Origin of the sequence: Thermus caldilimi, from assembly GCF_004684245.1 — a bacterium.
GTDB lineage: Bacteria > Deinococcota > Deinococci > Deinococcales > Thermaceae > Thermus > Thermus caldilimi.
This window is the reverse complement of the sequence record NZ_CP038452.1, coordinates 1,707,095-1,733,082: the sequence shown is the minus strand read 5'-3', so window position 1 is coordinate 1,733,082 and position 25,988 is coordinate 1,707,095. Positions and strand designations below refer to the sequence as shown.

Annotated in this window: 26 protein-coding genes, 1 other RNA gene and 1 pseudogene; 11 read left to right on the top strand and 17 right to left on the bottom strand. The window is 66.5% G+C overall.

All coding sequences use genetic code 11. The features are described 5' to 3' along the window. Positions 1-63: 63 nt before the first annotated feature. Positions 64-2,061, top strand: a complete 1,998-nt coding sequence (gene uvrB / locus EBI04_RS09075; RefSeq protein WP_135257187.1) for an excinuclease ABC subunit UvrB — start codon at positions 64-66, stop codon at positions 2,059-2,061. On the opposite strand, the gene EBI04_RS09070 is transcribed toward uvrB, so the two are convergent. Then, positions 2,058-3,173 carry an E3 binding domain-containing protein gene (locus tag EBI04_RS09070; RefSeq protein ID WP_135257186.1) on the bottom strand — a complete coding sequence of 372 codons (1,116 nt, stop codon included), beginning with the start codon at positions 3,171-3,173 and terminating at the stop codon, positions 2,058-2,060. The genes uvrB and EBI04_RS09070 overlap by 4 nt on opposite strands. A gap of 20 nt (positions 3,174-3,193) precedes the next feature. Here EBI04_RS09070 and EBI04_RS09065 point away from each other — a divergent pair, with 20 nt between their 5' ends. Then, the gene (locus EBI04_RS09065; RefSeq protein WP_135257185.1) at positions 3,194-4,282 is read left to right on the top strand and encodes an aminopeptidase; all 1,089 of its coding nucleotides are present in this window, start codon (positions 3,194-3,196) and stop codon (positions 4,280-4,282) included. Here the strand turns inward: EBI04_RS09065 and EBI04_RS09060 are convergent. Then, positions 4,279-5,049 carry a DUF2705 family protein gene (locus tag EBI04_RS09060; RefSeq protein ID WP_135257184.1) on the bottom strand — a complete coding sequence of 257 codons (771 nt, stop codon included), beginning with the start codon at positions 5,047-5,049 and terminating at the stop codon, positions 4,279-4,281. The two genes, EBI04_RS09065 and EBI04_RS09060, sit on opposite strands and share 4 nt — an antisense overlap. Further along, a complete protein-coding gene (locus tag EBI04_RS09055) occupies positions 5,042-5,920 on the bottom strand; it encodes an ABC transporter ATP-binding protein (RefSeq protein WP_135257183.1) in 879 nt (292 codons plus the stop codon). Before EBI04_RS09055 ends, EBI04_RS09060 begins: the two co-directional genes overlap by 8 nt. Positions 5,921-5,939: 19 nt before the next feature. Between EBI04_RS09055 and ffs the strand changes: the two genes are divergently transcribed. Then, positions 5,940-6,040, top strand: an RNA gene (gene ffs / locus EBI04_RS09050) — signal recognition particle sRNA small type. 84 nt (positions 6,041-6,124) lie between these two features. Here ffs and EBI04_RS09045 read toward each other — a convergent pair. Further along, the gene (locus tag EBI04_RS09045) at positions 6,125-7,327 is read right to left on the bottom strand and encodes a CaiB/BaiF CoA transferase family protein (RefSeq protein ID WP_135257182.1); all 1,203 of its coding nucleotides are present in this window, start codon (positions 7,325-7,327) and stop codon (positions 6,125-6,127) included. 44 nt (positions 7,328-7,371) lie between these two features. Here EBI04_RS09045 and EBI04_RS09040 point away from each other — a divergent pair, with 44 nt between their 5' ends. Continuing rightward, positions 7,372-8,157, top strand: coding sequence for a carbohydrate ABC transporter permease (locus tag EBI04_RS09040; protein ID WP_135257181.1), 786 nt, complete (start codon positions 7,372-7,374; stop codon positions 8,155-8,157). Here the strand turns inward: EBI04_RS09040 and EBI04_RS09035 are convergent. Beyond that, on the bottom strand, positions 8,147-9,403 hold the full coding sequence (locus tag EBI04_RS09035) for a replication-associated recombination protein A (protein ID WP_135257180.1): 1,257 nt from the start codon (positions 9,401-9,403) through the stop codon (positions 8,147-8,149). The genes EBI04_RS09040 and EBI04_RS09035 overlap by 11 nt on opposite strands. A gap of 44 nt (positions 9,404-9,447) precedes the next feature. Between EBI04_RS09035 and EBI04_RS09030 the strand changes: the two genes are divergently transcribed. Together EBI04_RS09030 and EBI04_RS13820 are read left to right on the top strand one after the other, a co-directional pair. Further along, entirely contained in the window at positions 9,448-10,131 is a 684-nt protein-coding gene (locus tag EBI04_RS09030) for a nucleotidyl cyclase domain-containing protein (protein WP_135257179.1), read from the top strand. Between the two features lie 65 nt (positions 10,132-10,196). Continuing rightward, complete coding sequence (locus tag EBI04_RS13820) at positions 10,197-10,319, top strand: hypothetical protein (RefSeq protein WP_276605479.1); 123 nt, start codon at positions 10,197-10,199, stop codon at positions 10,317-10,319. Between the two features lie 59 nt (positions 10,320-10,378). Here the strand turns inward: EBI04_RS13820 and typA are convergent, their stop codons facing one another. Further along, positions 10,379-12,142 carry a translational GTPase TypA gene (gene typA / locus EBI04_RS09025; RefSeq protein WP_135257178.1) on the bottom strand — a complete coding sequence of 588 codons (1,764 nt, stop codon included), beginning with the start codon at positions 12,140-12,142 and terminating at the stop codon, positions 10,379-10,381. Between the two features lie 52 nt (positions 12,143-12,194). Here typA and EBI04_RS09020 point away from each other — a divergent pair, with 52 nt between their 5' ends. The 4 genes and pseudogenes from EBI04_RS09020 to folE all read left to right on the top strand — a co-directional run bounded on the left by EBI04_RS09020 (position 12,195) and on the right by folE (position 14,751). Further along, a complete protein-coding gene (locus tag EBI04_RS09020) occupies positions 12,195-13,061 on the top strand; it encodes a DUF1028 domain-containing protein (protein WP_135257177.1) in 867 nt (288 codons plus the stop codon). Then, positions 13,052-13,432, top strand: a complete 381-nt coding sequence (locus tag EBI04_RS09015) for an NUDIX hydrolase (protein WP_135257176.1) — start codon at positions 13,052-13,054, stop codon at positions 13,430-13,432. The genes EBI04_RS09020 and EBI04_RS09015 overlap by 10 nt, the downstream gene beginning before the upstream one ends. Further along, a pseudogene (locus tag EBI04_RS09010) lies at positions 13,413-14,104 on the top strand (gamma carbonic anhydrase family protein). The gene EBI04_RS09015 and the pseudogene EBI04_RS09010 overlap by 20 nt, the downstream one beginning before the upstream one ends. A 38-nt stretch (positions 14,105-14,142) precedes the next feature. Continuing rightward, on the top strand, positions 14,143-14,751 hold the full coding sequence (gene folE / locus EBI04_RS09005) for a GTP cyclohydrolase I FolE (protein ID WP_135257175.1): 609 nt from the start codon (positions 14,143-14,145) through the stop codon (positions 14,749-14,751). Between the two features lie 38 nt (positions 14,752-14,789). On the opposite strand, the gene EBI04_RS09000 is transcribed toward folE, so the two are convergent. The 7 genes from EBI04_RS09000 to EBI04_RS08975 are packed head-to-tail and all read right to left on the bottom strand — an operon-like array spanning position 14,790 to position 21,799. After that, positions 14,790-15,221 carry a hypothetical protein gene (locus tag EBI04_RS09000; protein WP_135257174.1) on the bottom strand — a complete coding sequence of 144 codons (432 nt, stop codon included), beginning with the start codon at positions 15,219-15,221 and terminating at the stop codon, positions 14,790-14,792. A 55-nt stretch (positions 15,222-15,276) separates the two neighbouring features. Further along, positions 15,277-16,440 carry a hypothetical protein gene (locus EBI04_RS08995; protein ID WP_135257173.1) on the bottom strand — a complete coding sequence of 388 codons (1,164 nt, stop codon included), beginning with the start codon at positions 16,438-16,440 and terminating at the stop codon, positions 15,277-15,279. 30 nt (positions 16,441-16,470) lie between these two features. Beyond that, the gene (locus tag EBI04_RS13550) at positions 16,471-16,992 is read right to left on the bottom strand and encodes an early set domain-containing protein (protein ID WP_240695426.1); all 522 of its coding nucleotides are present in this window, start codon (positions 16,990-16,992) and stop codon (positions 16,471-16,473) included. Next, entirely contained in the window at positions 16,989-19,586 is a 2,598-nt protein-coding gene (locus EBI04_RS08990; RefSeq protein WP_240695425.1) for a COG1470 family protein, read from the bottom strand. The genes EBI04_RS13550 and EBI04_RS08990 overlap by 4 nt, the downstream gene beginning before the upstream one ends. 1 nt (position 19,587) lies before the next feature. Then, the gene (locus tag EBI04_RS08985; RefSeq protein WP_135257172.1) at positions 19,588-20,076 is read right to left on the bottom strand and encodes a hypothetical protein; all 489 of its coding nucleotides are present in this window, start codon (positions 20,074-20,076) and stop codon (positions 19,588-19,590) included. Then, entirely contained in the window at positions 20,073-20,915 is an 843-nt protein-coding gene (locus tag EBI04_RS08980; RefSeq protein ID WP_135257171.1) for a fimbrial biogenesis chaperone, read from the bottom strand. The genes EBI04_RS08985 and EBI04_RS08980 overlap by 4 nt, the downstream gene beginning before the upstream one ends. Before the next feature lie 50 nt (positions 20,916-20,965). After that, positions 20,966-21,799, bottom strand: coding sequence for a hypothetical protein (locus EBI04_RS08975; protein WP_135257170.1), 834 nt, complete (start codon positions 21,797-21,799; stop codon positions 20,966-20,968). Positions 21,800-21,951: 152 nt separating this feature from the next. On the opposite strand from EBI04_RS08975, the gene EBI04_RS08970 reads away from it, so the two are divergent. Next, positions 21,952-23,673 carry a hypothetical protein gene (locus EBI04_RS08970; RefSeq protein WP_167481933.1) on the top strand — a complete coding sequence of 574 codons (1,722 nt, stop codon included), beginning with the start codon at positions 21,952-21,954 and terminating at the stop codon, positions 23,671-23,673. Here the strand turns inward: EBI04_RS08970 and EBI04_RS08965 are convergent. Genes EBI04_RS08965 through EBI04_RS08950 form a run of 4 tightly spaced genes read right to left on the bottom strand, consistent with a single transcriptional unit; the run spans position 23,584 to position 25,988 of the window. Continuing rightward, positions 23,584-23,805, bottom strand: a complete 222-nt coding sequence (locus EBI04_RS08965) for a DUF2905 domain-containing protein (protein WP_038040959.1) — start codon at positions 23,803-23,805, stop codon at positions 23,584-23,586. The genes EBI04_RS08970 and EBI04_RS08965 overlap by 90 nt on opposite strands. Continuing rightward, positions 23,792-24,700, bottom strand: coding sequence for a glucokinase (locus EBI04_RS08960; protein ID WP_135257169.1), 909 nt, complete (start codon positions 24,698-24,700; stop codon positions 23,792-23,794). The genes EBI04_RS08965 and EBI04_RS08960 overlap by 14 nt, the downstream gene beginning before the upstream one ends. Then, the gene (locus EBI04_RS08955) at positions 24,697-24,933 is read right to left on the bottom strand and encodes a hypothetical protein (RefSeq protein WP_135257168.1); all 237 of its coding nucleotides are present in this window, start codon (positions 24,931-24,933) and stop codon (positions 24,697-24,699) included. The genes EBI04_RS08960 and EBI04_RS08955 overlap by 4 nt, the downstream gene beginning before the upstream one ends. After that, positions 24,918-25,988: a M20 family metallopeptidase gene (locus EBI04_RS08950; protein ID WP_135257167.1), complete on the bottom strand. Its 1,071-nt coding sequence runs from the start codon at positions 25,986-25,988 to the stop codon at positions 24,918-24,920. The genes EBI04_RS08955 and EBI04_RS08950 overlap by 16 nt, the downstream gene beginning before the upstream one ends.

Genomic DNA, 25,988 nt, shown 5'->3' with positions numbered 1-25,988 from the left:
CAGGCCCCGGTTTCGTGTCCCCCCTCCCCTTGCCACCTTCGTTCCCGCCTAAACTTAGAGGTGATGACCTTCCGCTACCTTGGCCCCGAGCCCAAGGGGGACCAGCCCAAGGCCACCCGCGAGCTGGTGGAGGCCCTAAGAGATGGGGAGCGCTTTGTTACCCTCCTGGGGGCCACGGGGACGGGGAAGACGGTGACCATGGCCAGGGTGATCGAGGCCCTAGGACGGCCGGCCCTGGTCCTGGCCCCCAACAAGATCCTGGCGGCGCAGCTTGCCGCGGAGTTCCGGGAGCTTTTCCCGGAAAACGCCGTGGAGTACTTCATCAGCTACTACGACTACTACCAGCCCGAGGCCTACGTGCCGGGGAAGGACCTCTACATTGAAAAGGACGCCAGCATCAACCCCGAGATCGAGCGCCTAAGGCATTCCACCACCCGTAGCCTCCTCACCCGCCGGGACGTGATCGTGGTGGCCTCGGTCTCCGCCATCTACGGCCTGGGGGACCCCCGGGAGTACCGGGCGAGGAACCTGGTGGTGGAAAGGGGCATGGTCTACCCGCGGGAGGCCCTGCTGGAGCGCCTTCTGGAGCTCGGCTACGAGCGGAACGAGATTGACCTGGCCCCAGGCCGCTTCCGGGCCCGGGGGGAGGTCTTGGAGGTCTTCCCCGCCTACGACACCGAGCCCATCCGGGTGGAGCTATGGGGGGACGAGGTGGAGCGGATCCTGCAGGTGCACCCCATCACCGGGGAGCGGCTTAGGGAGCTTCCTGGGTTTGTCCTCTTCCCCGCCACCCACTACCTCAGCCCGGAGGGGCTGGAGGAGGTCCTGAAGGAGATCGAGAAGGAGCTCTGGGAGAGGGTGCGCCACTTTGAGGAGCGGGGGGAGGTCCTCTACGCCCAGCGCCTCAGGGAGCGCACCCTCTACGACCTGGAGATGCTAAGGGTCATGGGCACCTGCCCGGGGGTGGAGAACTACGCCCGCTACTTCACGGGCAAGGCCCCGGGGGAGCCCCCCTACACCCTCCTGGACTACTTCCCCGAGGACTTCCTGGTCTTTCTGGACGAGTCCCACGTGACCGTGCCCCAGCTCCAGGGGATGTACCGGGGGGACTACGTGCGCAAAAAGACCCTGGTGGACTATGGCTTCCGCCTCCCCAGTGCCCTGGACAACCGCCCCTTGCGCTTTGAGGAGTTTTTGGAGCGGGTCACCCAGGTGGTCTTCGTTTCCGCCACCCCAGGGCCCTTTGAGCTTGCGCATTCGGGGCGCATCGTGGAGCAGATCATCCGTCCCACGGGCCTCCTGGACCCCCTGGTGCGGGTGAAGCCCACGGAGAACCAGATCCTGGACCTCATGGAAGGCATCCGGGAGCGGGCGGAAAGGGGGGAAAGGACCCTGGTCACCGTCTTAACCGTGCGCATGGCGGAGGAGCTCACCGCCTTCTTGCAGGAGCACGGGGTGCGGGCCCGCTACCTGCACCACGAGCTGGACGCCTTTGAGCGCCAGGCCCTGATCCGGGACCTCCGCCTGGGCCACTTCGACGCCCTGGTGGGGATCAACCTCCTCCGGGAGGGGCTGGACCTCCCCGAGGTTTCCCTGGTGGCCATCCTGGACGCGGACAAGACGGGCTTCCTGAGGAGCGAGCGGAGCCTCATCCAGACCATCGGCCGGGCGGCGAGGAACGCCAGGGGGGAGGTATGGCTCTACGCCGATAGCGTCTCTGAGGCCATGGAGCGGGCCATCCGGGAGACGAACCGGCGAAGGACCCTCCAGGAGGCCTACAACCGGGAGCACGGCATCGTCCCCGAGACGGTGCGGAAGGAGGTCAGGGCCATCATCCGCCCCGAGGGGTACGAGGAGGCACTCCTCTCCGAGCCCCTGGGGGAGGACCTGAGGGAGGGGATCGCCGAGCTGGAGCTGGCCATGTGGCAGGCGGCGGAGGCCTTGGACTTTGAGCGGGCGGCGAGGCTAAGGGATGAGCTACGGGCTTTGGAAGCCCGCCTGCAAGGCCTCACACCCCCAGAGGCCCTGCCGGGAGGCCGGAAGCGGCGCAGGCGTCGCTAGGCCAGAAGCAGCACGGGGTTTTCCAGGTACAGGGCCACCCGCTCCAGGAGCTTTTTGGCCACGGGGCCTTCCAGCCCGGAGGCGGCGAGCACCCCCTCCTGGTAGAGGAAAAGGCTCGGACGGCCGGAGTGCACCTCCTCCTCCCCCGCGAAGCAAAGAAGCCCCTCCCCTTCCTCCCCCTCCTGCTGGTGGAAGAGGGCGAGGAAGCTACCCATGGGCCTTACGCCCCGCACCTCCTTCCCTGCCGCCTGTCCCAGGAGGGGCCTTAAGGGAAGCTCCAGCTCCGCCAGGGCCTTCTCCGCCGCCTTCAGCAGGAAGGGAAGGGGGTTATGGGGCACCCCGTGGGCTTGGTGGAAGGCTTCCAAGGCTGCCTCCAGCCTCCCGGGGTCAAACCGCAGGCGCTGCACCCGCAAGGGGAAGGGAGCAGGGCCCGGGGTGGCGGTGAGGCCCGGGGCCGGGCTGGGCGGGGGAACGGGGGCAACCGGGGGCGGGGGTTCTGGGGGAGGGGGTGCTTCCTCCAGGGCCTCGAGGGGTTCCGGGGAAGGGGCTTCCTGGGTTTCGCTGAGGAGGAGGTCTTCCTCCAGCTCCAGCTCCTCTGGTTCCGGGGGAAGCGTTTCCTCCTCGGCGGGAAGAAAGAGCTCCTCAAGCTCCTCCTCCACGGGCTCGGGGGGGAGGGCTTCCTCTTCCTCCAGCCCGGAGAGGGAAGGGGCTTGGTCTTCCCGGACGGGTTCCTCGGCCAGGAGGAGGTCCTCCTCCAGGTCTAGGTCCAGGTCCTCCAGGAGGGCGGGCTCGAGGTCCAGCTCCTCCTCCGCCACCTCCTCCACCGCCAGGGTGGGGGCCTTGGGGGTTTCAGGGAGGACGTCTTCCAGATCCACGCCCTCCCGGCTCAGGACCTCCTGTACCCGTTTCAGTTCCTCCTCCGGGGGAAGGGGCGGGGCCTCTTCGGGGGCGGGGGGCAGGTCCACCTCCCCCGCCATCACCTTGGCCAAGAAGGCCAGGATGTCCCGCTCCACGATGGTGCCATCGGGGCCGGTGCCCTGGAGCCTGCGCCAGTCTATGCCGTTTTCCTCGGCAAGACGCCGGGCCAGGGGCGTGATCTTGGGTTCGGCCATCTTGGCCCTATGATAACAAAGTGGAAGCCGCTTTCGCCCAACTCCTGACGGCGTACTGCCTCGAGGTCCAAGAAGGGGAGACCATTTTGGTGGAGGCGGAGACCCCGGCCTTGCCCCTCCTGCCCCACTTGAAGAGGGCCTTCCTGGAGCGGGGGGCCTACCCCGTGTTCCGCCTGGGTTACCCGGGGGAGGGGCGGGATTTCCTCCTCCACGGGGGGTCCTGGCTGGAGAGGATACCGGAGGTGGAGCGCGCCCTTTATGAGAAGGCAGACAAGTTCCTGCGCATCCTTTCCGCGGAAAACCCCCTGGAGGCCGCCTCCCTGGACCCTGGCCTTTCCCTAAAGCACCAGCGGGCTTGGCGGCCCCTGGCCGAGCTCCGCCTGAAAAAGCGCTGGGCCCTCACCCTTTACCCCACGGTGGGCTACGCGGTGGGGGCGGGGATGGGGACGGAGGAGTTCCGGGAGTACCTTAAGGGTGCCCTATTCCTGGACCGGGAGGACCCGGTGGGCGCCTGGCGGGCCCTTTCCCGCTTCCAGGAGGCCTTGATCGGGAGGCTTTCCCAGGGCAAGGAACTTCACATCCAGGCCCCGGGCACGGACCTCAGGCTTTCCGTGGCGGGGAGGAGGTGGATCAACTCCGACGGTCGGCGCAACATGCCCTCGGGGGAGGTGTTCACCGGGCCCCTCGAGGATTCCGCCGAGGGGGAGGTGCGCTTCAACCTCCCCGCCTTCGTGGGGGGCGGGCGGGTGGAGGGGGTTTACCTGCGCTTCCAGGGGGGCGAGGTGGTGGAGGCCCGGGCGGAGGTGGGGGAGGCGTACCTGCGGGCGGCCCTGGCCACGGATGAGGGGGCCAGGCGGCTGGGTGAGGTGGGGATCGGCACCAACTTTGGCCTCACCCGGCCCACCGGCCTCATCCTCCTGGACGAGAAGATGGGGGGCACGGTGCACCTGGCCCTGGGCCGGAGCTACCCGGAGACCGGGGGCAAAAACGAGAGCGCCCTCCACTGGGACCTGGTCCTCTCCCTGGCGGAAGGGGCCCTCCTCCTGGACGGAAAGCCCTTGGTGGAGGAAGGGCGGTTCGTGGGGCTTCCCGAGCCTTACCCTGCCTAGAGGTCCTTGCGCTCGAAGACCAAAGCCGCCAGGAAGGCAAAGCCCAAGGTGTAGATGAGGAGGAGGGGCAGGCCGAGCCCCGCCACGCTGGGCCTTAAGTGGAGGTCCAGGTAGGTGGTGAGGAGGAAGGGGGTAAGGGCGGGAAAGGCCACCAGAAGGCGCATGAGAAGCAGGGTGGCCACCGCCGCCAGGGCGCTGGCCGTGGTGGAGAGGAAGACTGTGGCGTAGAGGAGGGCCAAGGCGGCGAGGGGCAAGAGGACGATCCCCGCCAGGAGGTGGGCGGAAAGGAGCTGGCCAAGGGCTTCTTGGGCGCTCAGAAAGCCTACCCCGGCGAACCCTCCTGCCCCAAGCCCCGTGCCCCCGTAGAACCCTCCTAGCCCGTGGGGCAGGCCCGCGAGAAGGCTTCCCAGGAAGCTTGCCCCCAGGAGGACGAAGGGATAGAGGAGGGCAGAGAGGAGCTTGGCCAGGATCAGCCGGGTCCGGGGGAGGGGGTGGAGGAGGAGGCTTTTCAAGGTGCCTTGGGCCACCTCGCTTCCCAAGGACTCGCTGGCCGCCATCACCACCAGAAAGGGAAAGAGGAACTCCATCCCCGCCATCAGACTTAGGGAAACCACCTGCCAGCCCGAGGCCAGGACCAGGCCGTACGCTTCCTTAAGCCCCGGGGCCAGGGCCCACAGGGAGGGAAGAAGGAAGGCCGCCAGAAGGCCAAGCTGGACCGAGCGCAGGCGGAAGAGCTTGTAGAGCTCAAAGAAGAGGAGCCTAAGCATGCTTCACCCTCTCCTGGTAGTAGAGCCTCAGATCAAAGCCTTGGGGATGGAGGGCCTTCACCCGGTACCCTTCCCTGAGGAGGGCTCCTAAGGCCGCCTCCGCCTCGCCCTCAAAGAGGATGGCCGGCCCTTGGATCCGGGCCGAGGCCACCTGGGGCAGGGTTTTGAGGAGGGCCAGGGCGCCTTCCAGGGGCTCGGCCTCGAGGCGGTAGGCCTTGCGCCCCTCGAGGACCACCTCATCCAGAAGCCTCCCCCCTCCCAGGATGCCCACCTTGTGGGCGTACCGGCTCACCTCCTCGAGGTGGTGGGTGGAGAGCAGGACGGCCACCCCCTCCCGGGCCATCTCCTGCAGGAGGCCGTGGACCAGCTCCACCCCCTCGAGGTCCAGTCCACTGGTGGGTTCGTCCAGGACCAGGACCCTGGGCCGGTGCAGGATGGCTGCCGCCAGGCCCAGGCGCTGACGTTGCCCCAGGGAGTAGCTCCCCACCTTCTGGTCGGCCACGGCGAGGAGCCTTAACCGGGACAGTACCTCGCCGATGCGTCCTTCCTCCTTCACCCCGGCCAGGTAGGCCCGCATCCTGAGGTTCTCCCGGCCCGTGAGGTAGGGATAGAAGGCGGCCGGAGCCTCCACCACTGCCCCTAGGTGGCGCCGGGCTTGGGGGTTTTGGTGCACGTCCTCCCCCAGGAGGAGGGCCCTTCCTGCGCTGGGGAAGGCCAGGCCGGTGACCAGGCGGATGAGGGTAGTCTTCCCCGAGCCGTTGGGGCCGGCCAGGGCGTAGACCTCCCCGGGGTGCACGGAAAGGCTTATCTTCTCCAGGATGGGTTTGCGCCCGTAGCGCTTGCCCAGGCCCTCTAGCCTTAGGGCTTCCATGGGTGCTATACTACCCAAGCCCCCGGTCCAGCGCGACGGTCCGGGCGTGAACCGGGTCAGGTCCGGAAGGAAGCAGCCCTAAGCGCCACGGGTCGGGTGCCGCTGGGGCGCCGGGGGCATTTATCCACAAGGTTATCCACAGGCCAAAAGAACCCATGAATAGCGGATCCAGAAGCAAAAGGGCCTTGGGGACGAGGATTTGTCTCATTGCCTTTCCTTGGTCTGGATGCGGACCACACCCTTTTCCACAAGCCGGGCCACCTCCTCTGGGGTGTAGCCTGCTTCCCTCAGCACCGCCTCCGTATGCTCCCCAAGGAGGGGCGGGGGCAGGGAGGGGCTTGCCGGGGTGCGGGACAGGAAGCGCAAGGGGTTCGCCAGGGTGGGCAGGGCTTCCAAGAGGGGGTGGGGGAGGGTCCAGACGGCTCCCCGGGCCTGGGCCTGGGGGTCTTGGAAGGCTTCGGCCAGGTCGTTCACCGGGGCGGCGGGGATGCCCTTCTCCCTGAACCTTTCCAGCCAGTGGGCCCGGGGTTGGGTCTTGAGCACCTTGGAGATAGCCTCCACCACCTCCTCTCTCGCCCTCACCCTCTCCGCGTTGGTGGGGAACCGCGTCAGGAGGTCCGGCAGGCCTAGCAACTGGCAGAGCCTGGCGAATTGCTCGTCGTTCCCCACCGCCAAAACCAGCCAGCCGTCCTCCGCGGGGAAGGCCCCGTAGGGCACGATCTGGGCGTGGGCGTTGCCCAGGCGTCCTGGGGGCTTCCCCGTGAGGAGGTAGCTTTCCCCCAGATTGGCCAAGGCGAAAAGGCCCACGTCAAAGAGGGAAAGGTCGATGTGCTGGCCCAGGCCGCTTCGTTCCCGCTCGTAAAGGGCGGCAAGCACCGCCACCGCCCCTATCATGCCCGTCATCACGTCGATCCAGGCCACCCCTACCTTCATGGGGGGGCCTTCCGGCTCCCCGGTGACGGACATGATGCCGGTGTAGCCCTGCAGGGCGGCGTCGTACCCAGGTTCCTGGGCCCGGGGCCCGGTGTGGCCGAAGCCGGTGATGGAGAGGTAGACCAGGCGGGGGTTAAGCGGCCTCAGGCTTTCGTAGTCCAGGCGGTAGCGCTTGAGGTCTCCGGTTTTGAAGTTCTCCACCAGGACGTCCGCTTCCTGAGCGAGCCTCTGCACCACCTCCTGGCCCTCGAGGGTCTTGAGGTCTAAGGCCAGGCTCTTCTTGCCCCGGTTCACGGAGAGGAAATAGGCGCTTTCCCCCTTCGCAAAAGGGGGTCCCCAGCCCCGGGTCTCGTCCCCCCAAGGGGGCTCCACCTTGATCACCTCCGCCCCCAGGTCGGCCAGGATCAGGGTGCACAGGGGCCCCGCCAGCACCCGGGAAAGGTCCAGCACCTTGATGCCGGAGAGAGGTTGCATGGAAGCATCTTAAGGCCCAGGCCCCTGTGGGGTATATTGGGCACGTGGGCCGGGCTTTGGGGCATCTTCTGGTCTTTTTGGCCTTGCTTTTTGTCCTCCTTCCCTTTCTCTGGATGGCCTACGCCGCCTTCATGCCCAAGGAGGCGGTGTACTCGGGGGAGCTTTTCTCCAAGGTGGGCTTCAGCCTGGAAAACGTGCGGGGCCTAGCCAAGGAGGGGTTTTGGGGCCGGCTTTTCTTCTCCCTGGGGCTTTCCTCGGGGGTGGTGATCCTGCAGCTCCTCACCGCTCTTTTGGCCGCCTACGCCTTAAGGGCGGGGCTTGGGCTTTTGCCCTTTTACCTAGTGCTGATGGCCATACCCGCCGAGCTCCTCCTGGTGCCCCTGTACGGCATCCTCAAAGGGCTTTCCCTCCTGGATACCGCCTGGGCCTTGGCCCTGCCCTTCGCCGCCAGCCCCTTTGTCGTCTACCTGGTCTACCAGGCCATGCGGGCGGTGCCGGAGGAGCTTTTGGAAGCCGCCAGACTCGATGGAGCGGGGCACCGGGTGCTCCTTTTCGGGATCCTCTTCCCCTTGGTGCGCCCCACCCTGGTGGCGGCTGGGGTCCTGGCCTTCGCCGCCCATTGGAACCTGGTGCTCTACCCCAGGGTGATGGTTTCCGACCCCAGGTTCTGGACCCTGCAAACCTGGCTTACAGACCTGCAGCGCAAGTACCCCACCGACTGGGGCCTCCTTTCTGCCGCCGCCCTTTTCTCCGTCCTGCCCATCGCCTTGCTCTACCTTGTCTTTGAAAGGCGGGTGGTGGCTACCTTTGAGGAGGGGCTTAAGGGCTAGGTTTCCGGAAGCGCTCCCTAAGGGCCTTGAGCCGTTCCCGCACCCGTTCTTCCCAGCCTTCCCCCGTGGCCTCAAAGAGGCGGAGCTCTTCCAGGCCTTCCGGCAAGTATCTCTGGGCGAAGCTGCCCTCCTTGTCCTCGTGGTAGTAGGCGTACCCCTTACCGTGGCCCAGGGCCCGCTGCAGGCCGGTGGGGGCGTTCCTGAGGTTCAGGGGGACGGGGGCGTGGGGGTGGGCCCCTGCGGCCTCTTCCGCCTTCTTCCAGGCGGTGTAGAGGCTATTGGACTTGGGGGCCAAGGCCAGGTAAACCGTGGCCTCCACCAGGGCCAGCTCTCCTTCCGGGCTCCCCAGGGCCTCATAGGCCTCCTTGGCGGCCACGGCCAAGCGTAAGGCCAAGGGGTCGGCCAGGCCCACATCCTCCGCCGCCACCCGGATGAGGCGCCGGGCCAGGTAAAGGGGATCGGCCCCAGCCTTAAGAAGCCTGGCCAGATAGTAGAGGCTTGCGTCCACGTGGCTTCCCCGAAGGCTTTTATGGAGGGCGGAGACCAGGTCGTAGAACTGATCTCCTTCCCGGTCCATGGCAAAGCGCTCGGCGCCCAGGGCTTCCTTTACCGTGTTCGCGGTCACCTCCCCCAGGGAGGCGGCCAGTTCCAGGGTATTGAGGGCAAAGCGGGCATCGCCTCCGGCGGCCTGGGCCAGGAGGCGGAGGGCCTCCTCCTCAAAAGGGGTTCCCGGGAGACCCCGGGGATCCGTGAGGGCCTTCTTGAGGAGGGTGAGGAGGTCCGCTTCGGAAAGGGGTCTTAAGGGGAAGAAGCGGAGGCGGGAGCGGAGGGCAGGGGTGAGCTCAAAGGCGGGGTTTTCCGCGGTGGCCCCGATCAGGGTGAGGAGGCCGGACTCCAGGTGGGGCAGGAGAGCATCCTGCTGGGCGCGGTTGAAGCGGTGCACCTCGTCCAGGAAGAGGACCAGGCCCCCTTCCCTCCGGGCTCTTTCCACCACCGCCCTTACCTCCTTAACCCCGGCCTCCACCGCGGAAAGCCTTAGGAAGGGCTTGCCCACCCCTTCCGCCAGGATCTGGGCCAGGGTGGTCTTGCCCGTGCCCGGGGGGCCGAAGAGGACCATGGAGGAAAGCCTTTTCGCCTCCAGCATCCGCCTTAAAAGCCCTTTTGGCCCCGTGAGGTGGGGTTGGCCCAGGACCTCGTCCAGAAAGCGGGGCCTGAGGCGCTCGGCTAGGGGCTCCATCCCCTTCATGCTAAAGCTGGGGTGAGGGGAGGCATGGTAGGCTTGGAAGCAACATGCGCTGGCTTTTCCTCCTGCCCTGGGGCCTCTTCCTTTTGGGGCTTGCTCCCTTGGCCTTGGCCGAACCCCTGGGCCAGGTGGAGCGGGGGCTTGGCCTTCTGCTCGCCGCCCTTTTGCTGGCAGCGGCGGGAAGCCTGTTCTCCCGGTTTCCTGTGGCCTTTTCCGTGCAGTTTTTTCTGGTGCTGGGCCTTGGCCTTTTGGCGTTCCAGCTGGCCTTGGAAAGCGCCCTGGCCTTTGCGGGGTCAGGGGGTTCGGGCTACACGGCCCTTGGGGGGGTTCTGGGGGCCTTGGCCCTGGCCATAGCCTTCTTCCTGGGCACCGGCAAGGAGGCTCCCCTTTTGCCGGCCCTCGAGGGGGTGGGGACCCGGGAGGACCTCCTGCGCCTGGCCGGGGCCTTGGAGGGTCTGGCTTTTAGGCGCCCTCTGGTGTTGGTGTACCTTTCCACTTCCGCCCCTCCCGAGCGGCTTCAGGCGGAGCTTCGCCGGGGGGACTTGGCCTTCCGCCTGGTGGGGGGGTATCTTCTGGTCCTCCAGGGAAGCCGGCCTGAGGATGCGGCGGGCCTGGTGCGAAGGCTTAGGGAGCGGTTTCCCCTTTCCGCCTACGCCGTGGAGCGCTGGCAAGGGGGGAGCCTGGAAAGCGTGCTGGCCCGCCTCGAGGCGGAGGCCCTTCTCCAGTCCTGAGCGTTTTGGTGTAGGTGGTAGAGGCTACACCGACCCCAGGGTGTACGGGTTTTTTCTTTACCTTGATGCACCTGCCCCTTCCGCCCCTTACCCTTAGGCTCAGGGAGGTCAAGATGGAGCAGGCCAAGGAGATCAGCCAGGCGTGGCAGGAGGCCCTGGAAACCTACGGGGAGCGGGAAGAGGAGTAAGCGGAAAGCGAAAGGGCAGGGGCTGGGCCCCAAGGGCCCAGCCCCTGCCCTTTGGGGGATCAGCTCCCTACGAGGCGCTTGCGCTTGGCCGGGTCCAAGACCTTCTTGCGCAGGCGAAGGCTTTTGGGGGTTACTTCCAGGAGTTCGTCCTCTGCTAAAAACTCCAGGGCCTCCTCCAGGGAGAGCCGCCTGGGGGGGATGAGGCGGATGTTCTCATCGGAGCCCGCCGCTCGGATGTTGGTGAGCTTCTTGGCGAGGGTGACGTTCACGTCCAGATCGTTTTCCCGCACGTGCTCCCCCACGATCATGCCCACGTAGACCTCGGTACCCGGCTCGATGAAAAACTGGACCCGCTCTTGCAGGCGGTTCAGGCTGTAGGCGGTGGCCACCCCGGCCTCCATGGCCACGGCGCTTCCCGTGGTGCGGGTGGGGATGGGGCCGGCCTCGGGGCCGAAGCCGTGGAAGGTATGGCTGAGAAGCCCCTCCCCTCCGGTGAGGGAAAGGAAAAGGCTACGGAAGCCGAAAAGGGCCCGGGCCGGGACCACGAACTCCGCCCGCACCCTTTCCCCCACCTCCATGTGCACCATCTCGGCCCGGCGGGCTCCCAAAGCCTCCATGACGCTTCCGAAGCGATCTTGGGGCACCTCCACTACCAAAAGCTCGTAGGGCTCGAGGCCGTCTTTGGTGAGCACCCGGGGCTGGCCCACGCTGAACTCGTACCCCTCCCGGCGCATGGTTTCCAGGAGGATGGCCAGGTGGAGCTCCCCCCGGCCCTTAAGCTCGAAGACCTCGGGGCCCACCTCCTCCACCTGCAGGGCCACGTTGGTGCGGAGCTCCTTCAGGAGGCGCTCTTTCAGCTTCTGCCCCGTCACGTACCGGCCCTCCCGGCCAGCGAAGGGGGAGGTGTTGGCGGTGAGGGTGAGGGCCACGGTGGGCTCGTCCACCTGCAGGCGGGGGAGGGCTTCGGGGGCCTCCTGGGCCGCCAGGGTGTCCCCGATCTCCGCCCCCTCCACCCCGGCCACGGCCACGATGTCCCCGGGGAGGCTCTCCTCCACCTCCACCCGCTCCAGGCCCTGGTGGGTGTAGACCGCGGCCACCTTGGCCAAGAGGCTGGCCCCTTCCTTGAGGATGGCCACGGTTTCCCCCTTGCGCACCCTCCCCCGGGCCACCTTGCCGATGGCCACCCGGCCCAGATAGGGGGAGTGGTCCAGGTTGGCCACCAGGAGCTGGAAGGGGCCCTCCGTCCAGCGGGGTGGGGGGACGTGCTCCACGATGACCTGGAAAAGCTCATGGAGGTCGTTCCGGGGCTCCTCCCGCCAGGCCCGGCCCTCCCGGCCGATGGCGTAGAGGTAGGGGAAGTCCAGCTGGTCGTCCGAGGCCCCCAGCTCCACCATGAGGTCAAAGGTGAGGCTTAAGACCTCGTCGGGGCGGGCCTCCTTCTTGTCCACCTTGTTGAGGACCACGATGGGCTTTAGCCCCGCCCCTAGGGCTTTCCTCAGGACAAAGCGGGTCTGGGGCATGGGGCCCTCGGCAGCGTCCACCAGGAGGAGCACCCCATCCACCAGGGAGAGGGCCCGCTCCACTTCCCCGCCGAAGTCCGCGTGGCCGGGGGTGTCCACGATGTTCACCTTCACCCCGCCCCAGACCACCGCGGTGTTCTTGGCTAGGATGGTGATGCCGCGCTCCCTTTCTAGTTCGTACGAGTCCAGGATGCGCTCCCCCTCCTCTTTGGAAAGGGCCTTGGCTTGGCGGAGCATAGCGTCCACCAGTGTGGTCTTGCCGTGGTCCACGTGGGCAATGATGGCAATGTTTCGGATCTCCATGGGTGCACCCAATCCCCCCACTTTACCACGGGCGGGCGCGTAGGATAAGGGCATGGTGGTGGCCACCTTCTCCCTGGTGGCCCGGGACCCGGAAACGGGGGACCTGGGCGTGGCCGTGGCCAGCAAGTTTCTGGCGGTGGGGGCGGTGGTGCCCTTCGCCCGGGCAGGGGTAGGGGCCATCGCCACCCAGTCCTACGCCAACCCCCGCTTCGGCCCCCAGGGCCTTGCCCTTCTAGAGCAGGGGGCAAGCCCGGAGGGGGTTTTGGAAGCCTTCCGCCGCACCGACTCCGGGCTGGAGCGGCGCCAGTTTGGCCTGGTGAGCGCTGAGGGCGAGGCCCTCACCTTCACCGGGGCGGAGTGCCACCCCTGGGCCGGGGGGCTTTCGGGAAAGGGCTACGCCGCCCAGGGGAACCTCCTCGCGGGACCCCAGGTGGTGGAGGCCATGGTGGAAACCTTCCTGCAGGAGGAACGGGTTCCTTTTCCCGAAAGGCTCCTTCTGGCCTTAAAGGCGGGGGAGGAGGCGGGAGGGGATAAAAGGGGTAAGCAGTCTGCGGCGCTTCTGGTGGTGGGGGAGGGCAAGGGGTACGGAGGGCTTTGGGACCGGTACATCGACCTCCGGGCCGACGACCACCCGGAGCCGGTGGAGGAGCTTTTCCGCCTGCTTTCCCTCCACCGCCTCCTCTTTGAAAGGCCCAAGGAGCGCCGCCCCTTGGCCCCGGAGGAGGTGCGGTGGTTGCAAGGGGTACTCCGGAGCCTTGGGCTTTACGCAGGGGAGGTGCACGGGGAGTTTGACGAGGCCACGGAGCGCGCTTTCCTTGCCCTGATCGGCATGGAGAACCTGGAGGAGCGCTACCAGGGAGGCCCGGAGGTGGACGAGGCCACCCTGAGCTACCTCAAGAGGAGGTACCCATGGAGCTAGGGGCGGGAGGTGTGGTCTTCAACGAGAAGGGGGAGGTGCTCCTCCTCCGCGACCGCATGGGCTTCTGGGTTTTTCCCAAGGGGCACTTGGAGCTGGGGGAGACCCTCGAGGCGGCCGCGGTGCGGGAGGTCCTGGAGGAAACCGGGGTAAAGGCGGAGGTCCTGGCTCCCCTTTTCCCCACCCGCTACGTGAACCCCAAGGGAGTGGAGCGGGAGGTGCACTGGTTCCTCATGCGGGGCACCGGGGAGCCCCGCTTGGAAAAGGGGATGACGGGCCTGGGGTGGTTCAGCCTGGAGGAGGCCCGCTTGCTCCTTTCCTTCCCCGAGGACCTGCGCCTTCTGGAGGTGGCCCTTGAGCGTTTACCGCTTTGAGGACAAGCTTCCCAGGGTGCACCCCAGCGCCTTCATCGCCCCCGGGGCCTACGTGGTGGGGGAGGTGGAGGTGGGGGAGGGAGCCTCCATCTGGTTTGCCGCCGTGGTGCGGGGGGATCTGGAGCGGGTGGTGATCGGCCCGGGAAGCAACGTCCAGGATGGGGCCGTTCTCCACGCGGACCCGGGTTTTCCCTGCCTTTTGGGTTCCGGGGTGACCGTGGGGCACCGGGCGGTGGTCCACGGGGCGGTGGTGGAGGAAGGGGCCCTGATCGGCATGGGGGCGGTGGTGCTGAACGGGGCCCGGGTGGGCAGGAAGGCGGTGGTGGGGGCAGGGGCGGTGGTTCCCCCAGGGATGGAGATCCCTGGGGGCGCCCTGGCCCTGGGGGTTCCAGCCCGGGTCAAGGGTCCCGCCGAGCCCCCGGGCAATGCTCCCCGGTACCGGGCCCTGGCGGAGCGGTACCGGAAGGGGCTTTTGGCCATGGACCTTCCCAGGCGCTACCGCCTTACCCTGCGAGGCCAGGATGCCCTAAACCCCTTCAGCGAGCTCCACCTCCGCCTGAAGCGCACCCAGAAGGACGCTCTGGAAGCCCTGAGGCGGGCTTCCCAGGGGTTTCCCCTGGCCTTGGAAGAGGCCCTGCCCTGGTGGAGGAGGGCTTCCTCGCCCCGGAGTGAGCCTAGGGCCACACAGGGGGAGGAGGGGAGGTGGCAAGATGGAGCGCAAGATGGTGGAGCTCGAGGATACGGGTCTTACCTTTGAAACCCACGTGGACCTGGGGCGCTTGAAGCGCCTGGCAGGGGAATGGCTGGAGGTCATCGGGGAGGATCCCAGCCGGGAAGGTCTCCTGAAAACCCCCGAGCGGGTGGCCAAGGCCTGGGCCTTCCTCACCCGCGGCTACCGCCAGGACCTGAGGGAGATCGTCAACGGAGCGGTTTTCCAGGCGGAGGGCAGCGAGATGGTGGTGGTGAAGGGCATCGAGTTCTACTCCATGTGCGAGCACCACCTGCTGCCCTTCTTCGGCCAGGTGCACATCGGCTACATCCCAGACGGGAAAATCCTGGGGCTTTCCAAGTTCGCCCGCATCGTGGACATGTTCGCCAGGAGGCTCCAGGTGCAGGAGCGCCTGGCGGTGCAGATCGCCGAGGCCATCCAGGAGATCCTCGAGCCCCAGGGGGTGGGGGTGGTGGTGGAGGGGGTCCACCTCTGCATGATGATGCGGGGGGTGGAGAAGCAGCACTCCCGCACCACCACCAGCGCCATGCTGGGGGTCTTCCGGGAAAGCCAAAAGACCCGGGAGGAGTTTCTGAGCCACCTAAAGTGAACCCCCCTGCCTGGGCAGGAGGGCTTGGTTCGGTGCTTCTAGTTAGGGTTTTGCGGGGGCGTAGGCAGTTCGCATCCCGGCACCGCCATCTGGGGGGCCAGGCCCTCCACCACGATGGGGATTTCCGCGTCCCCCACGCCTTCCACGTGGAGGCGCAGGGTGCCGCTTTGCGCCCCTTGGGGCACGCGGAACATGAGGGTGGCCGGGTTCTCTGCCCGGGTGATTTCCGGTGACTCGGCGGGCAGGCCGGGGTCGGGGGGAAAGAGGGCGTGGTTGCTGCCCCTGTCCCAGTCCGCCTGGGTGCCGAAGGTGTTGCCGGTGAGGAGCATCCAGTCTCCGGCCCGCACCCGGCACCCCCCCACCACATCGGGCTGGACGCTTTGGATGCGCAAGGACCCGGTGGTCCTGATGCCCTGGGGGGCGGTGCAAGCGGCGAGGGCCACGAGAAGGAGCCAAAGGGATCTTTTCATTTCTTTCTCCCTGGAAACCCCGGGGTGACCAGGGGCCACCCCGGGCAAAGGGGCTTTACTGGTCGCAGTGACCAGGGCCGATGACGCCGTTATTGTAGCCGTCCAGGGTGGCGGCGTAGCTCTTGGCCTGATTGGCCAGGGCCTTGCTCAAGGTGTCGCTGGGCTTGTAGGTCTGGAAGAAGGTCTCCGCCCAGGCCAGGGCCGTGTCCACGTCAGGGGTGGTGGAGGCCCCCTTCAGGACGTTCAGCTTGGCGGCGATGAACTGGAAGGCCAAAATGTAGTAGGCGTTGCCTCCGGAGGGAGAGGTCCAGAGGACCTGGTAGTAGCTTTGGCCGGAGAGGTAGAAAGGCGTGTCCTCGCCGATCTTGGCCCAGGTGTCGTCGTAGGGGGCGGGGCCGTACTTGGAGTGGGTCTTCCAGTAGCCCGGGGTAAGGGTGCAGCCGCCCACGCAGGGTACGTTGACCAGCACGGTGGCCGAGGCCGAACCCTGGGTCCGGGTGTCGGAGGTGGTGAAGGTGGCGGTGTTGTCCACCCGGTACTCCCCGCATAGATCAAACTTAACCCAGCGCTCAAAGAAGTAGGTCTGGGAGATGACGCCTTCCGGGGTGATGCCGCTGATGGCGTTAACCAAGGTGGCCGAGGGATCTGCCACCGTCACGCTCCCGTCCACCACCTCGGTGGGGGTGGTGAAGGTGAAGCTGGCCTGGCTCGAGGCGGTGCCGCTTTCCCCGCCGCCACTCCAGGCCACCGTGGCGGTGTTGGTCCGGCTCTGGCCGTTGGGCAGGTCTTGGCTGTAGGTGCAGCTCAGGCTTTGCCCTGCGGGCAGGGTGTAGGGGAGGCTTACACCACAGTTGAGGGCTACGGTTTCGCCTGTGGAAAGGGTATCGCTAAGGGCCTGCAGAAGGACGTCCACGCTGCCCGTATTCTTGATGGTAACCGTGCCCTTTACCTTGAAGTCCGAGTCGGTGGGGGTGCCCACCAGGGACACCGCATACTTGACCAAGTAGGATTGCCCTGGGGCCAGGGTAAGGGTTCCGCCTGCCGGATCCGTCACCTTCTTCTCCATGCTCCAGCGGTAGGTGCGCTTGAACTCCGGTACCGCCGTTTTTTCCACCGTTACCGAGGCTCCTACCGCCACCTGGGGCTTAACGCCTTGGGGAGCCTGGGAGCAGGCCCCAAGGAGGCCGACCGCTAAAAGAATCCCGTACCAATACCGCATACCTATCCCTCCTTTCCGAATCTTTGAACCTCAATGGTTCGCGCTTTCCGAGGGGATGGCCAGGCCCACCTCACCCAGCCTTTCCCCATCGGCCAGCACCAAAAGGGTGTAGTGACCGGGGCTTAAGGGCACTTCCCCGGTCCAGGTGTAGCCGTCCTCGCTTTTTAGGGGGAAGCTTTGGCCCTTTTCCATAAGGGCTACCTGGGTAGCCCGGAAGCGCAGGGCGATCTTTACCTTAGGACCTTCCAGGGAGCTGGGGCTGTAGAGGGAGCCGGCGACCAGCCGGAGGAAAAGGGGAGCCTCGGCCTCCTCCTGCCCTTTGGCGGCTTTCACAGTCAGGGTATGGAACCCGGGGGCCAAGGGCAGACGTATCCGGGCGGTGTAGTAGTTTCCCTCCTGGCGGACTAGGGTTACTGGGCCCGAGGGGAGATCCAGCCAGACCCGCTCCGCTTCTCCTTGGACCAGGGCTTTGACCTCCACCTCGGCCCCGGCGATGGGGGTGGAGGGGTCGGCGGTGGCCACCAGGCTCAGACGGCCTGCGGTATAGGTCACCTCCACCTCCCGCCTGGGGGAATGGCCACCACCTGGATCGCCTTAAGGGGTAGGCTGGGGTCTACCTGAACCTGGATGGCCTCTTCGCCACGGTAGCCCTCGGGCAGGTAGCGGGCATCAGGATAGACCCGATATTCCCCGCGGAAAAGCCCGCCGATGAGGGCTCGGCCATTGGCGTCCGCCCGGGTGCACCGCTTCACCACCCCCTCGGCGCAGACGCCGGCGAAGGCCAGGCCCTGCTCGTTTCCGCCGTCCAACACCTGGACCGCCAGGGTGGTGGCGGGAGCAAAGGGCAGGTTCTTCTCCAGGCTGGTGTTCAAGGTTACCTGTACCCGCTCCTCCCCCAAGAGGGCCAGGGTGGCGGGAAGGTTGCCGAAAAAGAGGACGCCCTCGCCAGCAGCGGTGAAAAGGCGGTAGCGGCCCTGGGCGTCGGTGGTTTCGCAGGTCTTTCCCAGGCAGACCCTCAGGCCCGCTAGGGGTGCCTCGCCTGGATCCAGGCGCCCGTTCAGGTTCTCGTCGCGGAAGGCCTGGCCCGCCACCTCGCCTCCCTTGCGGCCGCCGAAGAGGTCCACCACCTCTTTGGGGGTGGTGAAGGTGAAGGTTTGCGTGTAGGCCAGGCTCAGGCCAAAGTCATGGCGGATCCCGGCTTCTTCCAGGATGAGGGTGTAGGAGGCTCCTAGGGAAAGACTGGGTTCCAGGAAGTTGCGCTGGAATAGGGAAAGGCCAAAGCGCTGGCTCGCGCTTTCTTCCAGGCGGTACTCGTAAGAGAGGCGGGTTTGCAGACTTCCCGGCCAGAGCTGGTTCCAGGCAGCCCCGTAGAGGGTGAGGTCCTTTTCCGTGCCCCGCTTTGCCAGGTACTGCCCCTCGAGGCTCCCCCCGCTCAAGATCAGCCGTAGCAATAGGCTCCCTTCCAGAAGGGGATTCTCCTGCAGAAGGTACCGGAGGTAGCCGGAGAGGCTCAGGTCGCGGGTTCCCAGGGTGAGGCCGGCTTGGTAGCTCTGGTTCTCGGGGGCTTCCCCGGAAAGCCTTCGGTTCAAGCCGTAGACCAGGCTGAGGCTTCCAGTGTACACCCCAGGTTCGCCGAAGGCGGTGCTGAGGCTTGGGGCCAGGCCATAACCCCGGTTTTCCCCTTGCTGCCGGTAGCTACCCGTGAGGCTTACGAGGGCCCCGGCTACGGGCTGGGCGTAGAGGGTGAGCTGGTTTTGCCAAAGGCCCTGGCTGGGGCCAAGCTGCCAGCTGGTGCTTCCCCGAAGGCCCAAGGGGTAGAGGTTCCGGGTGCCTCCCGCCAGGCCCAGGGTGTGAAGGCCCGCCAGGGGTATGCCGCCGTAGCTTTGCACCAGCTCCAAATCCTGGGTCTGCCAGGTGAGGCTTTGGCTCAAGCCCAGGGAAAGGCGGTAGCCCTCCCCGGTCTGGCCGCTGAGGTCGGTGCCAAGGCCCAGGTTGAAGCCTCCCTCCAGGGGGAGCCGGTAGCGCAGGCTGAGGTTGTCCTGCCGGCCCGTGGGGGCGGTTTGCGTGGAGAGGGCCCCCTGGAGGTCCAGGTTCTTGTCCAGGCTCACCGCGCTGGCCCTAAGGCCCAGGCCCCCTGGGCGGTAGGTGCCCTCGAGGCTCACCCGCGCCGGGTCCAGGCGGAAGGTGGAGGCCAGGCCAAAGCTTCCCTGCCCCCCTTGGGCCCGGGCCTCCCAGCCTTCGCCCTTGAGGCTTAAGGCAAGGGTTTGGGGCAGGCGCAAGGGATTCTGCAAATCCCCCGTGAGGGGGCTTGGGGCGGCAGTGGCGGTCACGTAGTCCGAGAGGGCCCCGCTCAGGCTCGGGGCCAGAAGGTAGCCTACCTGCCCCTGGAGCTGGCCTTGTTCCCAGGTGGCCCCCAGGCTCAAGGCCACGCCTAGGCCCAGGGTGATCTCAGGGTCTCGGCCCTTTTGGCCGCTTGCCAGCAAGGGATCCTTGAAGAGCACGATGATCCCGGCCTCTTTACGGGCCTCGGGCTGGGTCTTGGGGGTGGCCCTGAGCTTCAGGTAGAACCGGTAGCCGGCGGAGACCTGCCCCTCAGGGTTCACCAAGACCCGCACCACCCCGGTTTCCCCGGGGGCCAGGCTCAGGCCCGCCGGGTTTAAAAACACCTGGAACATGGCGGCTTCCGCTTGCAAAAGGATTTCTTCTTTCTGATTGGAGCGGTTGCTGACGTAGACCGGGAACTCAAAGGGCCCCCCTAGGCTGGCCTCGAGGGTGGCGGGAGCGGAAAGGGCTATCTGGATCAGGGGCAACACCCTTAGCCCCACCTCGGTCCTGGCCACTTCCTTTTCCCCCTCGTAGGCCACCACCAAGGCCTTCCCCCGGGTGCCCGCAGGCAGAGGGGGTACCCGTAGGGTGAAGCTTAGGGTTTCCTCCTTGCCCTCCAGCACCGCCTGCCTCTCTTGGGAAAGGGCCTGCCACCCCTCCGGGGGGAAGAGGCGGAAGCGCACCGGCCCTGTTCCCTCCACCCTCAGGCTCAAGGTAAGGTAATCCCCTGGAACCCCGGCTAGGTCCGGGGAAGGAATAAAGCGCACCTGGGCCCAGACCAGGCCAAGAAGGAGGGGGAAAAGAGCCAGAAAACGCCTCATCTCACGGTTGCCTCAAGGCGGTGACCAGGGCCTGGACCACGTAGCTACCGGCGCGCTCGTTGCCGAGAAGCTCGAGGGCGAACTCTAGGCGGATCTCCAGCCAGTCCCCCGTGGGGCCCGCCTGGGTGTAGATGATCTGCGGGGTGCCATCGGCCCTAAGCCAAAGCCCTCCGTTCACCCGGTAGAGGACCTGTCTGGCAGGCAGCACCAAAACCCCGTTTTGATCCTTCAGGTCGGGGATCTGCAGGAGAAGGCTCCACACCCCGGTGGCATTGGAGAAGACCTGAACCGGTAAGACGCCCCCCTCCAGGTTGCTGGCGGGGTAGGTGGCGGGAAACGCCTTGGGGGGGTAGTCCTGAAGATCAAAGGCGATCTGGGTGGTGGGGGTGCGGAGGGCGATGGTCTCGGGGATCAGGGTCTGCACGATCCAGGTGGCCTGGGCCAGGGCCGGGACCAAGAGGAGGATGAAACCGGTTAGCCAACTTCTCATGGGGTACCTCCTTTTCCCCCCTCGTTCACCGGAGGCGCAGGTGGGGCGCTCAAGGGGGTGCGCAGGGTGAAGGGCAGGTCTGCGGCCACGTCCTTGGTGGGGTCGCCGTAGTTGAGGATGGCCAAAGCGGTGTAGTTCCCTGCGGGCAATGGCCCCACCAGGGTTACCGGGAGGATGCGCACCTGGCCCGGCAGCACCACCACCTCCTCCACCTCGGCTTCCGCCACCTTCCGCCCCATACTGTCCCGTACCTCAAAGCGGCCGGAAAGCTTCTGGGCGGTGTTGCCCGTATTCTGGTACTGGATGGCGAAGCGGTAGGGCTCCTGCGGGTTCTTAGGGGGGCTGGGCACGATCCCGGTGATCCGCCCCCCAGTGGTTAAAGGTCCTATGTTCACGTAGAAGACATGGGCCATGCGCACCCGGAAGGTGGCCAGGGGTACCCCGGGGGGTGGGTTGGGATCCTCGGATTCCAGGAAGAGGATGCCCCAGTGGGTGCCGGAGACAGCGTCCTTGGGCACGGTGAGGGTGTAGGTGAGAGGGCGGCTTTGCTTGGGTTCCAGCAAAAATTCCGCCGGAGAAAAGGTGGCCCAGGGGCTTGCGCTTTCCTTCAAGGTACCCGTGGGCAGGAACTGGATCTTTCCCATGGGGTCGTAGGTCCAGTCCCCCAGGCTGGCCCGCACCCGCACCGGGCGGGTGCCCACGTTGTAGACCGTGAGGGTTTGCGTGAGTACCTCCCCCGGCTTGGCCTCCTTAAGGAGGACCGGGGGTTCCACGCCCAAGGTGCTTTGGGCCAGGGCGCCGAGGGCCAGAATGAGAGGGAGGGGAAAGAGTCGCTTCATGGTTCACCGAAGGGGGAAGGCCTGGCCCCAAGGCCAGGCCTTCCGGCTTGCTACCAGGCGGTCGTGGCCAAGGTGTAGGTGAGGTTCGCGGTGCTCTTGCCCCAGAGGTCGCTGTTGACCTTGACGGCCACCACCACCAGGTCATCCAGCCAGCTCTTGTAGCCGCACCGCTCGGGGTTGTTGCCGGAGCGGGTTCCCGTGGGGCCGGCCTGCAGGTTGCGGGGTACCAGTTCCAGGGTGGCCCCGTTGGGAAGCTCGTAAAGCCCCGTGGCCGCGCCGAAGGTGTCGCAGGGGTTGTCCTGGATGTAAAGGTGCTGGATCCCCTGGGCCCCTTGGGGGTCGTTGCGGTTCACGGTCAGGTGCCACTGTTTGCCGTTGGAGAACTTCTGCAGGATGAAGCTCCGGTAGCAGACGAAGTAGTTCTTGCTGCCGGGAACCAGCTCCCCGTTATTATCCAGCTTGATGGGGGGGTAGGCGGTGACCGCCCCACCACCGTTGATGGTGATGTTGGGCCACTGGGCCACGCCGTAGCTGGTCCCCAAGGGCAGGGTCTGCACTTGGTTGTAGAAGTTGTTCCCCAGCTGGGTCTTCACGTCTTGCTCCGTAAGGCCGTACACGCAGACCATCTGCCCGCCGAAGTCCGGGGTGGAGTTGGGCCAGCTGGCCCCGTCCAGCCCCGTCAGGTCAAAGGTCAGGGTGGTCACGTCCAGGTGCAACGCCGTGGCCTTGGGCAGGATGAGCTCGATGGTCTGGTTGACGGCGGCGGAGTCGGTACCCTTGGCGTAGGCGTCCGGACCATTCCCCTTGGTGGGGGCCACGGTGGGCGCCTGGGCCAAAGCCAGGGGTGCTAAAACCAATACTGCTGCCAAAATGCCTTTGCGCATATATCCCTCCGAATCTGCCCCTCGAGGTGGTGGCCTCTCAGGACGCCCTCACCCTAAGGAAAGGGGCGTTACGGGAGCGTTACGGGAAGGAAATCCGTAGCCCAAGGAGCCCACGGGAACGTGGTAGTATCAAGGGCAAGGAAGGTAACGCTTTGAAACGCCCCCTTAACGATCCGGTTTATGCCCTGCCCCTTTTCGGCCGGGCACGGGTGGTTTTCCAGGGTGAGGAGCTGCGGGTTTCCCGCAAGGGGCTGGCCCTGCTTTACTACCTGGCCCTCGAGGGGCCCACCTCGAGGGCCCGCCTGGCCGACCTCCTCTACGGTCACAGCTCGGCCCTGCAGAACCTAAGGGTGGAGCTACACCGCCTGAGCCGGGCTTTGGGGCGGGAGGTTTTCCCCAGGGGGCAGGATCCTTTGGCGTTGCCTCCTTGGCTGAAGCTGGAGACCTTGGGGCACGGGGAGGTTCTGGAGGGCTTGGAGGAGGTGGAGGGCTTGTGGGAGTGGGTGCAGGAGGTGCGCACCCGCTCCGAGGCCTTTCCTGGCCTTCCCTGCCGCCAGGAACTCTTACGGGAGCTTTCCTCTTTGCGTCCCCCATTTCTTTTGGTGTTAAGGGGGCGGCTTGGAGCGGGCCAGCGCCAGTTAGCCCAGGAGCTGGCCCGGGTTCTGGGCCTGGCCTTCCACCAGAGCCTGCGCCCAGAGGGTTTGGTCTACCTGGAGTCCCCCTATCCCCAGGTGCCCTTGCGGGAGCTTCTGCGCTCCAAAGCCTTTTTGGTCCTGAGCCTGGACCCAGGGGAGGAGCCCCGCTTCTTCCTGGAGCTACGCGCCAACTATCCTCCAGAGCGCATGCGGGTGCTGGAGCTTCCCCCAATACCCTGGCTCGAGGCCAGGCAGGGGCTCCTGGCTGGGTATGGTTTCCAGCAAGCTGCCAGGGCCTACTTCCTGGCGGGAGGCCAGCCCGAATGGATCCCCGAGTGGCTGGCTTCGGCCGGTTGTCCTCAGCGCCTCCTGGCCCAGCTTCGCCTACAATCCCGCTGGCTTAGCGAACCCGCCCGCGTGGCCCTGGAGCGGCTTTCCGTGGCCTTGGGGCCCATTCCTGAGCAGGCCCTGGACGCCCTGGGAGCCCTGCCTTACCTGGAGGAGCTGGAGCGCAAGGGATGGCTGGTTTACCAGGAGGGGTATCGCTTCGCTAAAGAAGCAGAGCGCCGCTTTTTTTCTTCCACCCTGCCCCCGGGCCGAAGGCGCGAGCTTCACGAGCGTGCGGCCACCGCCTTGGCTCTTGCGGGCCGCAACCAGGAGGAGGCCATGCACCGGAAGGCCTTGGGGGAGGGGTACGAAGGCCTTTTGGACCCGCATCTACGCCAGGCCGTGTTTGGGGAGGGGAGGGTTTGGGAAAGAAGGGGGCTGGGGCGGGAGCTGGCCTTGCTGGTGCAGGGCAACCAAGGGGTCTTTCCCTTAGGGCAGGGGTTTGGCCTGGTTCTCTTGGAGCCCACGGATAAGGCCTACCTAGACTTCGCCTCCTTGGAGGAGGAGGCGGTGTTGGAGCTTTTGGGAGAGGCCTATGCTCCCGAGGATTCCTGGGGGCTTCTGTTGGCCTTGCGGGGGGCCTGGGGGGAAGGGCATCTACGCCTGGAGGGATCCTTTGCCCATCGCCTTCTCCTTCCCCCTGGCCCTTTCCGCTTGCGTTTTTCCGGTCTGGGGGTGGCGGAGTTTTCCCTGCGGGCCTACCGCCTGCGGTCGGACGAGGGCGCCTTCCGTTCAGGCAAGGCTCCGGTGGACGTGTGGGTCTTAGCGGCGAAGAAGGCCCAGGAGATTCCAGAGCAGGGTGAGAAGAAGGGAAAGAACCAGGGCCGAAGTGATGGGAATGTACACCCGTAGGCCTTCCCGCTCGATTCGGATGTCCCCCGGCAGGTGGCCGAACCAGGAAAAGACCTTGGGGAAATAGAGGAGCACGAGACCCAGAAGGACCAGTAAAACTCCGAGAAAAAGCAGAGCCTTACCCACCTCCATCCCGAACCTCCAGATAGGCGGTGAGGGCGGCACCCAAGAGCCCAGCCTCCCCTCCCAGAAGGGCCCGGCGCAAGGGGGGCATTTCCCAGCCCGAGAGGTAATGGCGATAGGCTTCCTCCAAGGCCTCCCAGTACGCCTGAGGGGCGTTCAGGGCCAGTCCCCCGCCCACCACCACCGCCCCGGGGTCGAAGGCCTTGACCAGGCTGGCCAGGCCCATGCCCACGTAGCGGGCCGCTTGGAGGAGGATGCGCTCCGCCTTGGCCTCGCCTTCTTGGAAAAGCTGGAAGAGCTCCTTGGTATCCACCTTGCGGTGGTAGGCATAGGAGGCTTCCCGCTCCAGGGCCCGGCCCGCGGCCAGGGCCTCGAGGCACCCCTCGAGGCCGCAGCCGCACACCGGACCCCCGGGGAGGAGGGTGATGTGGCCGAGCTCCCCTCCCTGCCCCCTCTCTCCCCTTAGGACCCGTCCCCCCAGAACCACCCCGCCCCCGATCCCGGTGGAAACCGTGAGGAAGAGGGAGCTTTCCTCTCCCTTGGCCGCTCCCAGGTGGTGTTCGGCCAAGGCGGCGGCGTTGGCGTCGTTTTCCAGGTACACGGGCCTTTTGGTGGCCTCCTCCAGAAGGCGGCGGATGGGAAAGTTCACGAGACCCCGGATGTTGGGGGTGAAGCGGATCACCCCCTCCTGGAAGTCCAGGGGCCCCGGGGTGCCCAGGCCGATGGCCACACCCTCCACCCCGGCCTCGGCCTCCGCCTTCCTGGTGGCCTCGGCCAGGGTCTGCACCACCGCCATCCCGCCTTCCTCGGGGGTGGGAAGGACCACCTTGGAAAGAAGCCTCGTGCCGTCAAAGACCCCGGCGGCGATCTTGGTGCCCCCTAGGTCCAGGCCCACTACGGTCATGGGATCTCCTCCTCCAAAGCGGCTTCCGCCTCCCCCAGAAGGGCCTCGGGCACAAAGAGGTTCACATCCCCCATGTAGGTGCCTAAGGCCGCCTCGGGCAGGCCGGAAAAGGGGGTTTCCAGGACGACGGGGATGTCCCTGGCCTCGAGCCTCGCCTTCACCCCCTCGGCCACGGGCCGGGGGACGGTGAGGAGCTTCCGGTAGGGGGTGCCGGCGATCAAGCGGCGTTCCATAAAGCCTCCACCAGGCGCACGTAGTCCTGGGCAGCCCTCTCCACCTCGGCCAAGGGAATATGCTCCCTGGAAGTGTGGGCCAGGGAGGGATCCCCCGGGCCGTAGCCCAAGACGGGAGCCTTAGTGCCCAGATAGGGGGCGTCGGTGGTGAAGGGCCAAAGGCCCGCCCCTTCCTGGTCCAGGGCCTTAAGGGCCGCAAGGAGCAAGGGGTGATCCTCCGGCAGGCGGTAGGGAGGCCAAAGGGCGGGGATGACGAGGCGCACCTCCCCCGAGGCCCGCTCCTCCTCGGGGATGTAGACCGAGGCATCCCCCAGGGCCTTGAGGTTATCCAAAAGGGTTTCCAGGTTGGCCTCGGGCTCGTAGCGCACGTCCAGGTACAGGCGGACCACCCCGGGGGTCTGGTTCCTGGCCCCGGGGTAGGTGTCCACCCGGGTGGGGGTGAGCTTGAGGCCCGGGGAAAGGGGAAGCTCCTTTAGGGCCAGGAGGTACTCCCCAAGGTCAAAGAGGGGGTTTTCCGGGCCCGAGAGGGCGGCGTGGGCCTCCTCCCCTTCAAAGTCCACCCAGACCTCCGCCCGGCCCCGGTGGCCCCGCATGAGCCTTCTTCCCGAGGGTTCCCCCAGGATGAAGGCCAAAGGGGAAAGCCTTTCTGCGGCATGGCGGCTTCCTAGGCCCCCCACCTCCTCCTGCACCGTGGCGAGGAAGCGCACCCGCCCCTTAAGGGGTTTTTGCGCGAGGGCCTCGAGGGCCAGGAGCATGGCCACCAAAGGACCTTTCATGTCCACCGCCCCCCGGCCCCAGACGGCCTCCTGGGCCACGGTGCCCTGGGGGTAGGGCCAGTGCTGGGGATCCCCCACGGGCACCACGTCCAGGTGCCCGGCCAGGACCACCTCGGGTTCCTTCTCCCCCAGGAGGGCCTCCACGTTTCCCGCCTCGTCCAGGGTGGCCGCCAGACCCAGGCCCTTAAGGGCCTCCAGGAGAAGGGCCGCCGCTTCCCCTTCCTGCCCAGAGAGGCTTTCCGCCTGGAGGAGGCGGGAAAGAAGCCGGATCCAGTCCAC

Coding starts and splice junctions, on each gene's coding strand:
- uvrB (WP_135257187.1), top strand. CDS start 64: ATGACCTTCCGCTACCTTGGCCCCGAGCCCAAGGGGGACCAGCCCAAG.
- EBI04_RS09070 (WP_135257186.1), bottom strand. CDS start 3,173: ATGGCCGAACCCAAGATCACGCCCCTGGCCCGGCGTCTTGCCGAGGAA.
- EBI04_RS09060 (WP_135257184.1), bottom strand. CDS start 5,049: ATGCTTAGGCTCCTCTTCTTTGAGCTCTACAAGCTCTTCCGCCTGCGC.
- EBI04_RS09055 (WP_135257183.1), bottom strand. CDS start 5,920: ATGGAAGCCCTAAGGCTAGAGGGCCTGGGCAAGCGCTACGGGCGCAAA.
- EBI04_RS09045 (WP_135257182.1), bottom strand. CDS start 7,327: ATGCAACCTCTCTCCGGCATCAAGGTGCTGGACCTTTCCCGGGTGCTG.
- EBI04_RS09035 (WP_135257180.1), bottom strand. CDS start 9,403: ATGAAGGGGATGGAGCCCCTAGCCGAGCGCCTCAGGCCCCGCTTTCTG.
- EBI04_RS09030 (WP_135257179.1), top strand. CDS start 9,448: ATGCGCTGGCTTTTCCTCCTGCCCTGGGGCCTCTTCCTTTTGGGGCTT.
- EBI04_RS13820 (WP_276605479.1), top strand. CDS start 10,197: ATGCACCTGCCCCTTCCGCCCCTTACCCTTAGGCTCAGGGAGGTCAAG.
- typA (WP_135257178.1), bottom strand. CDS start 12,142: ATGGAGATCCGAAACATTGCCATCATTGCCCACGTGGACCACGGCAAG.
- EBI04_RS09020 (WP_135257177.1), top strand. CDS start 12,195: ATGGTGGTGGCCACCTTCTCCCTGGTGGCCCGGGACCCGGAAACGGGG.
- EBI04_RS09015 (WP_135257176.1), top strand. CDS start 13,052: ATGGAGCTAGGGGCGGGAGGTGTGGTCTTCAACGAGAAGGGGGAGGTG.
- folE (WP_135257175.1), top strand. CDS start 14,143: ATGGAGCGCAAGATGGTGGAGCTCGAGGATACGGGTCTTACCTTTGAA.
- EBI04_RS09000 (WP_135257174.1), bottom strand. CDS start 15,221: ATGAAAAGATCCCTTTGGCTCCTTCTCGTGGCCCTCGCCGCTTGCACC.
- EBI04_RS08995 (WP_135257173.1), bottom strand. CDS start 16,440: ATGCGGTATTGGTACGGGATTCTTTTAGCGGTCGGCCTCCTTGGGGCC.
- EBI04_RS08990 (WP_240695425.1), bottom strand. CDS start 19,586: ATGAGGCGTTTTCTGGCTCTTTTCCCCCTCCTTCTTGGCCTGGTCTGG.
- EBI04_RS08985 (WP_135257172.1), bottom strand. CDS start 20,076: ATGAGAAGTTGGCTAACCGGTTTCATCCTCCTCTTGGTCCCGGCCCTG.
- EBI04_RS08980 (WP_135257171.1), bottom strand. CDS start 20,915: ATGAAGCGACTCTTTCCCCTCCCTCTCATTCTGGCCCTCGGCGCCCTG.
- EBI04_RS08975 (WP_135257170.1), bottom strand. CDS start 21,799: ATGCGCAAAGGCATTTTGGCAGCAGTATTGGTTTTAGCACCCCTGGCT.
- EBI04_RS08965 (WP_038040959.1), bottom strand. CDS start 23,805: ATGGAGGTGGGTAAGGCTCTGCTTTTTCTCGGAGTTTTACTGGTCCTT.
- EBI04_RS08960 (WP_135257169.1), bottom strand. CDS start 24,700: ATGACCGTAGTGGGCCTGGACCTAGGGGGCACCAAGATCGCCGCCGGG.
- EBI04_RS08955 (WP_135257168.1), bottom strand. CDS start 24,933: ATGGAACGCCGCTTGATCGCCGGCACCCCCTACCGGAAGCTCCTCACC.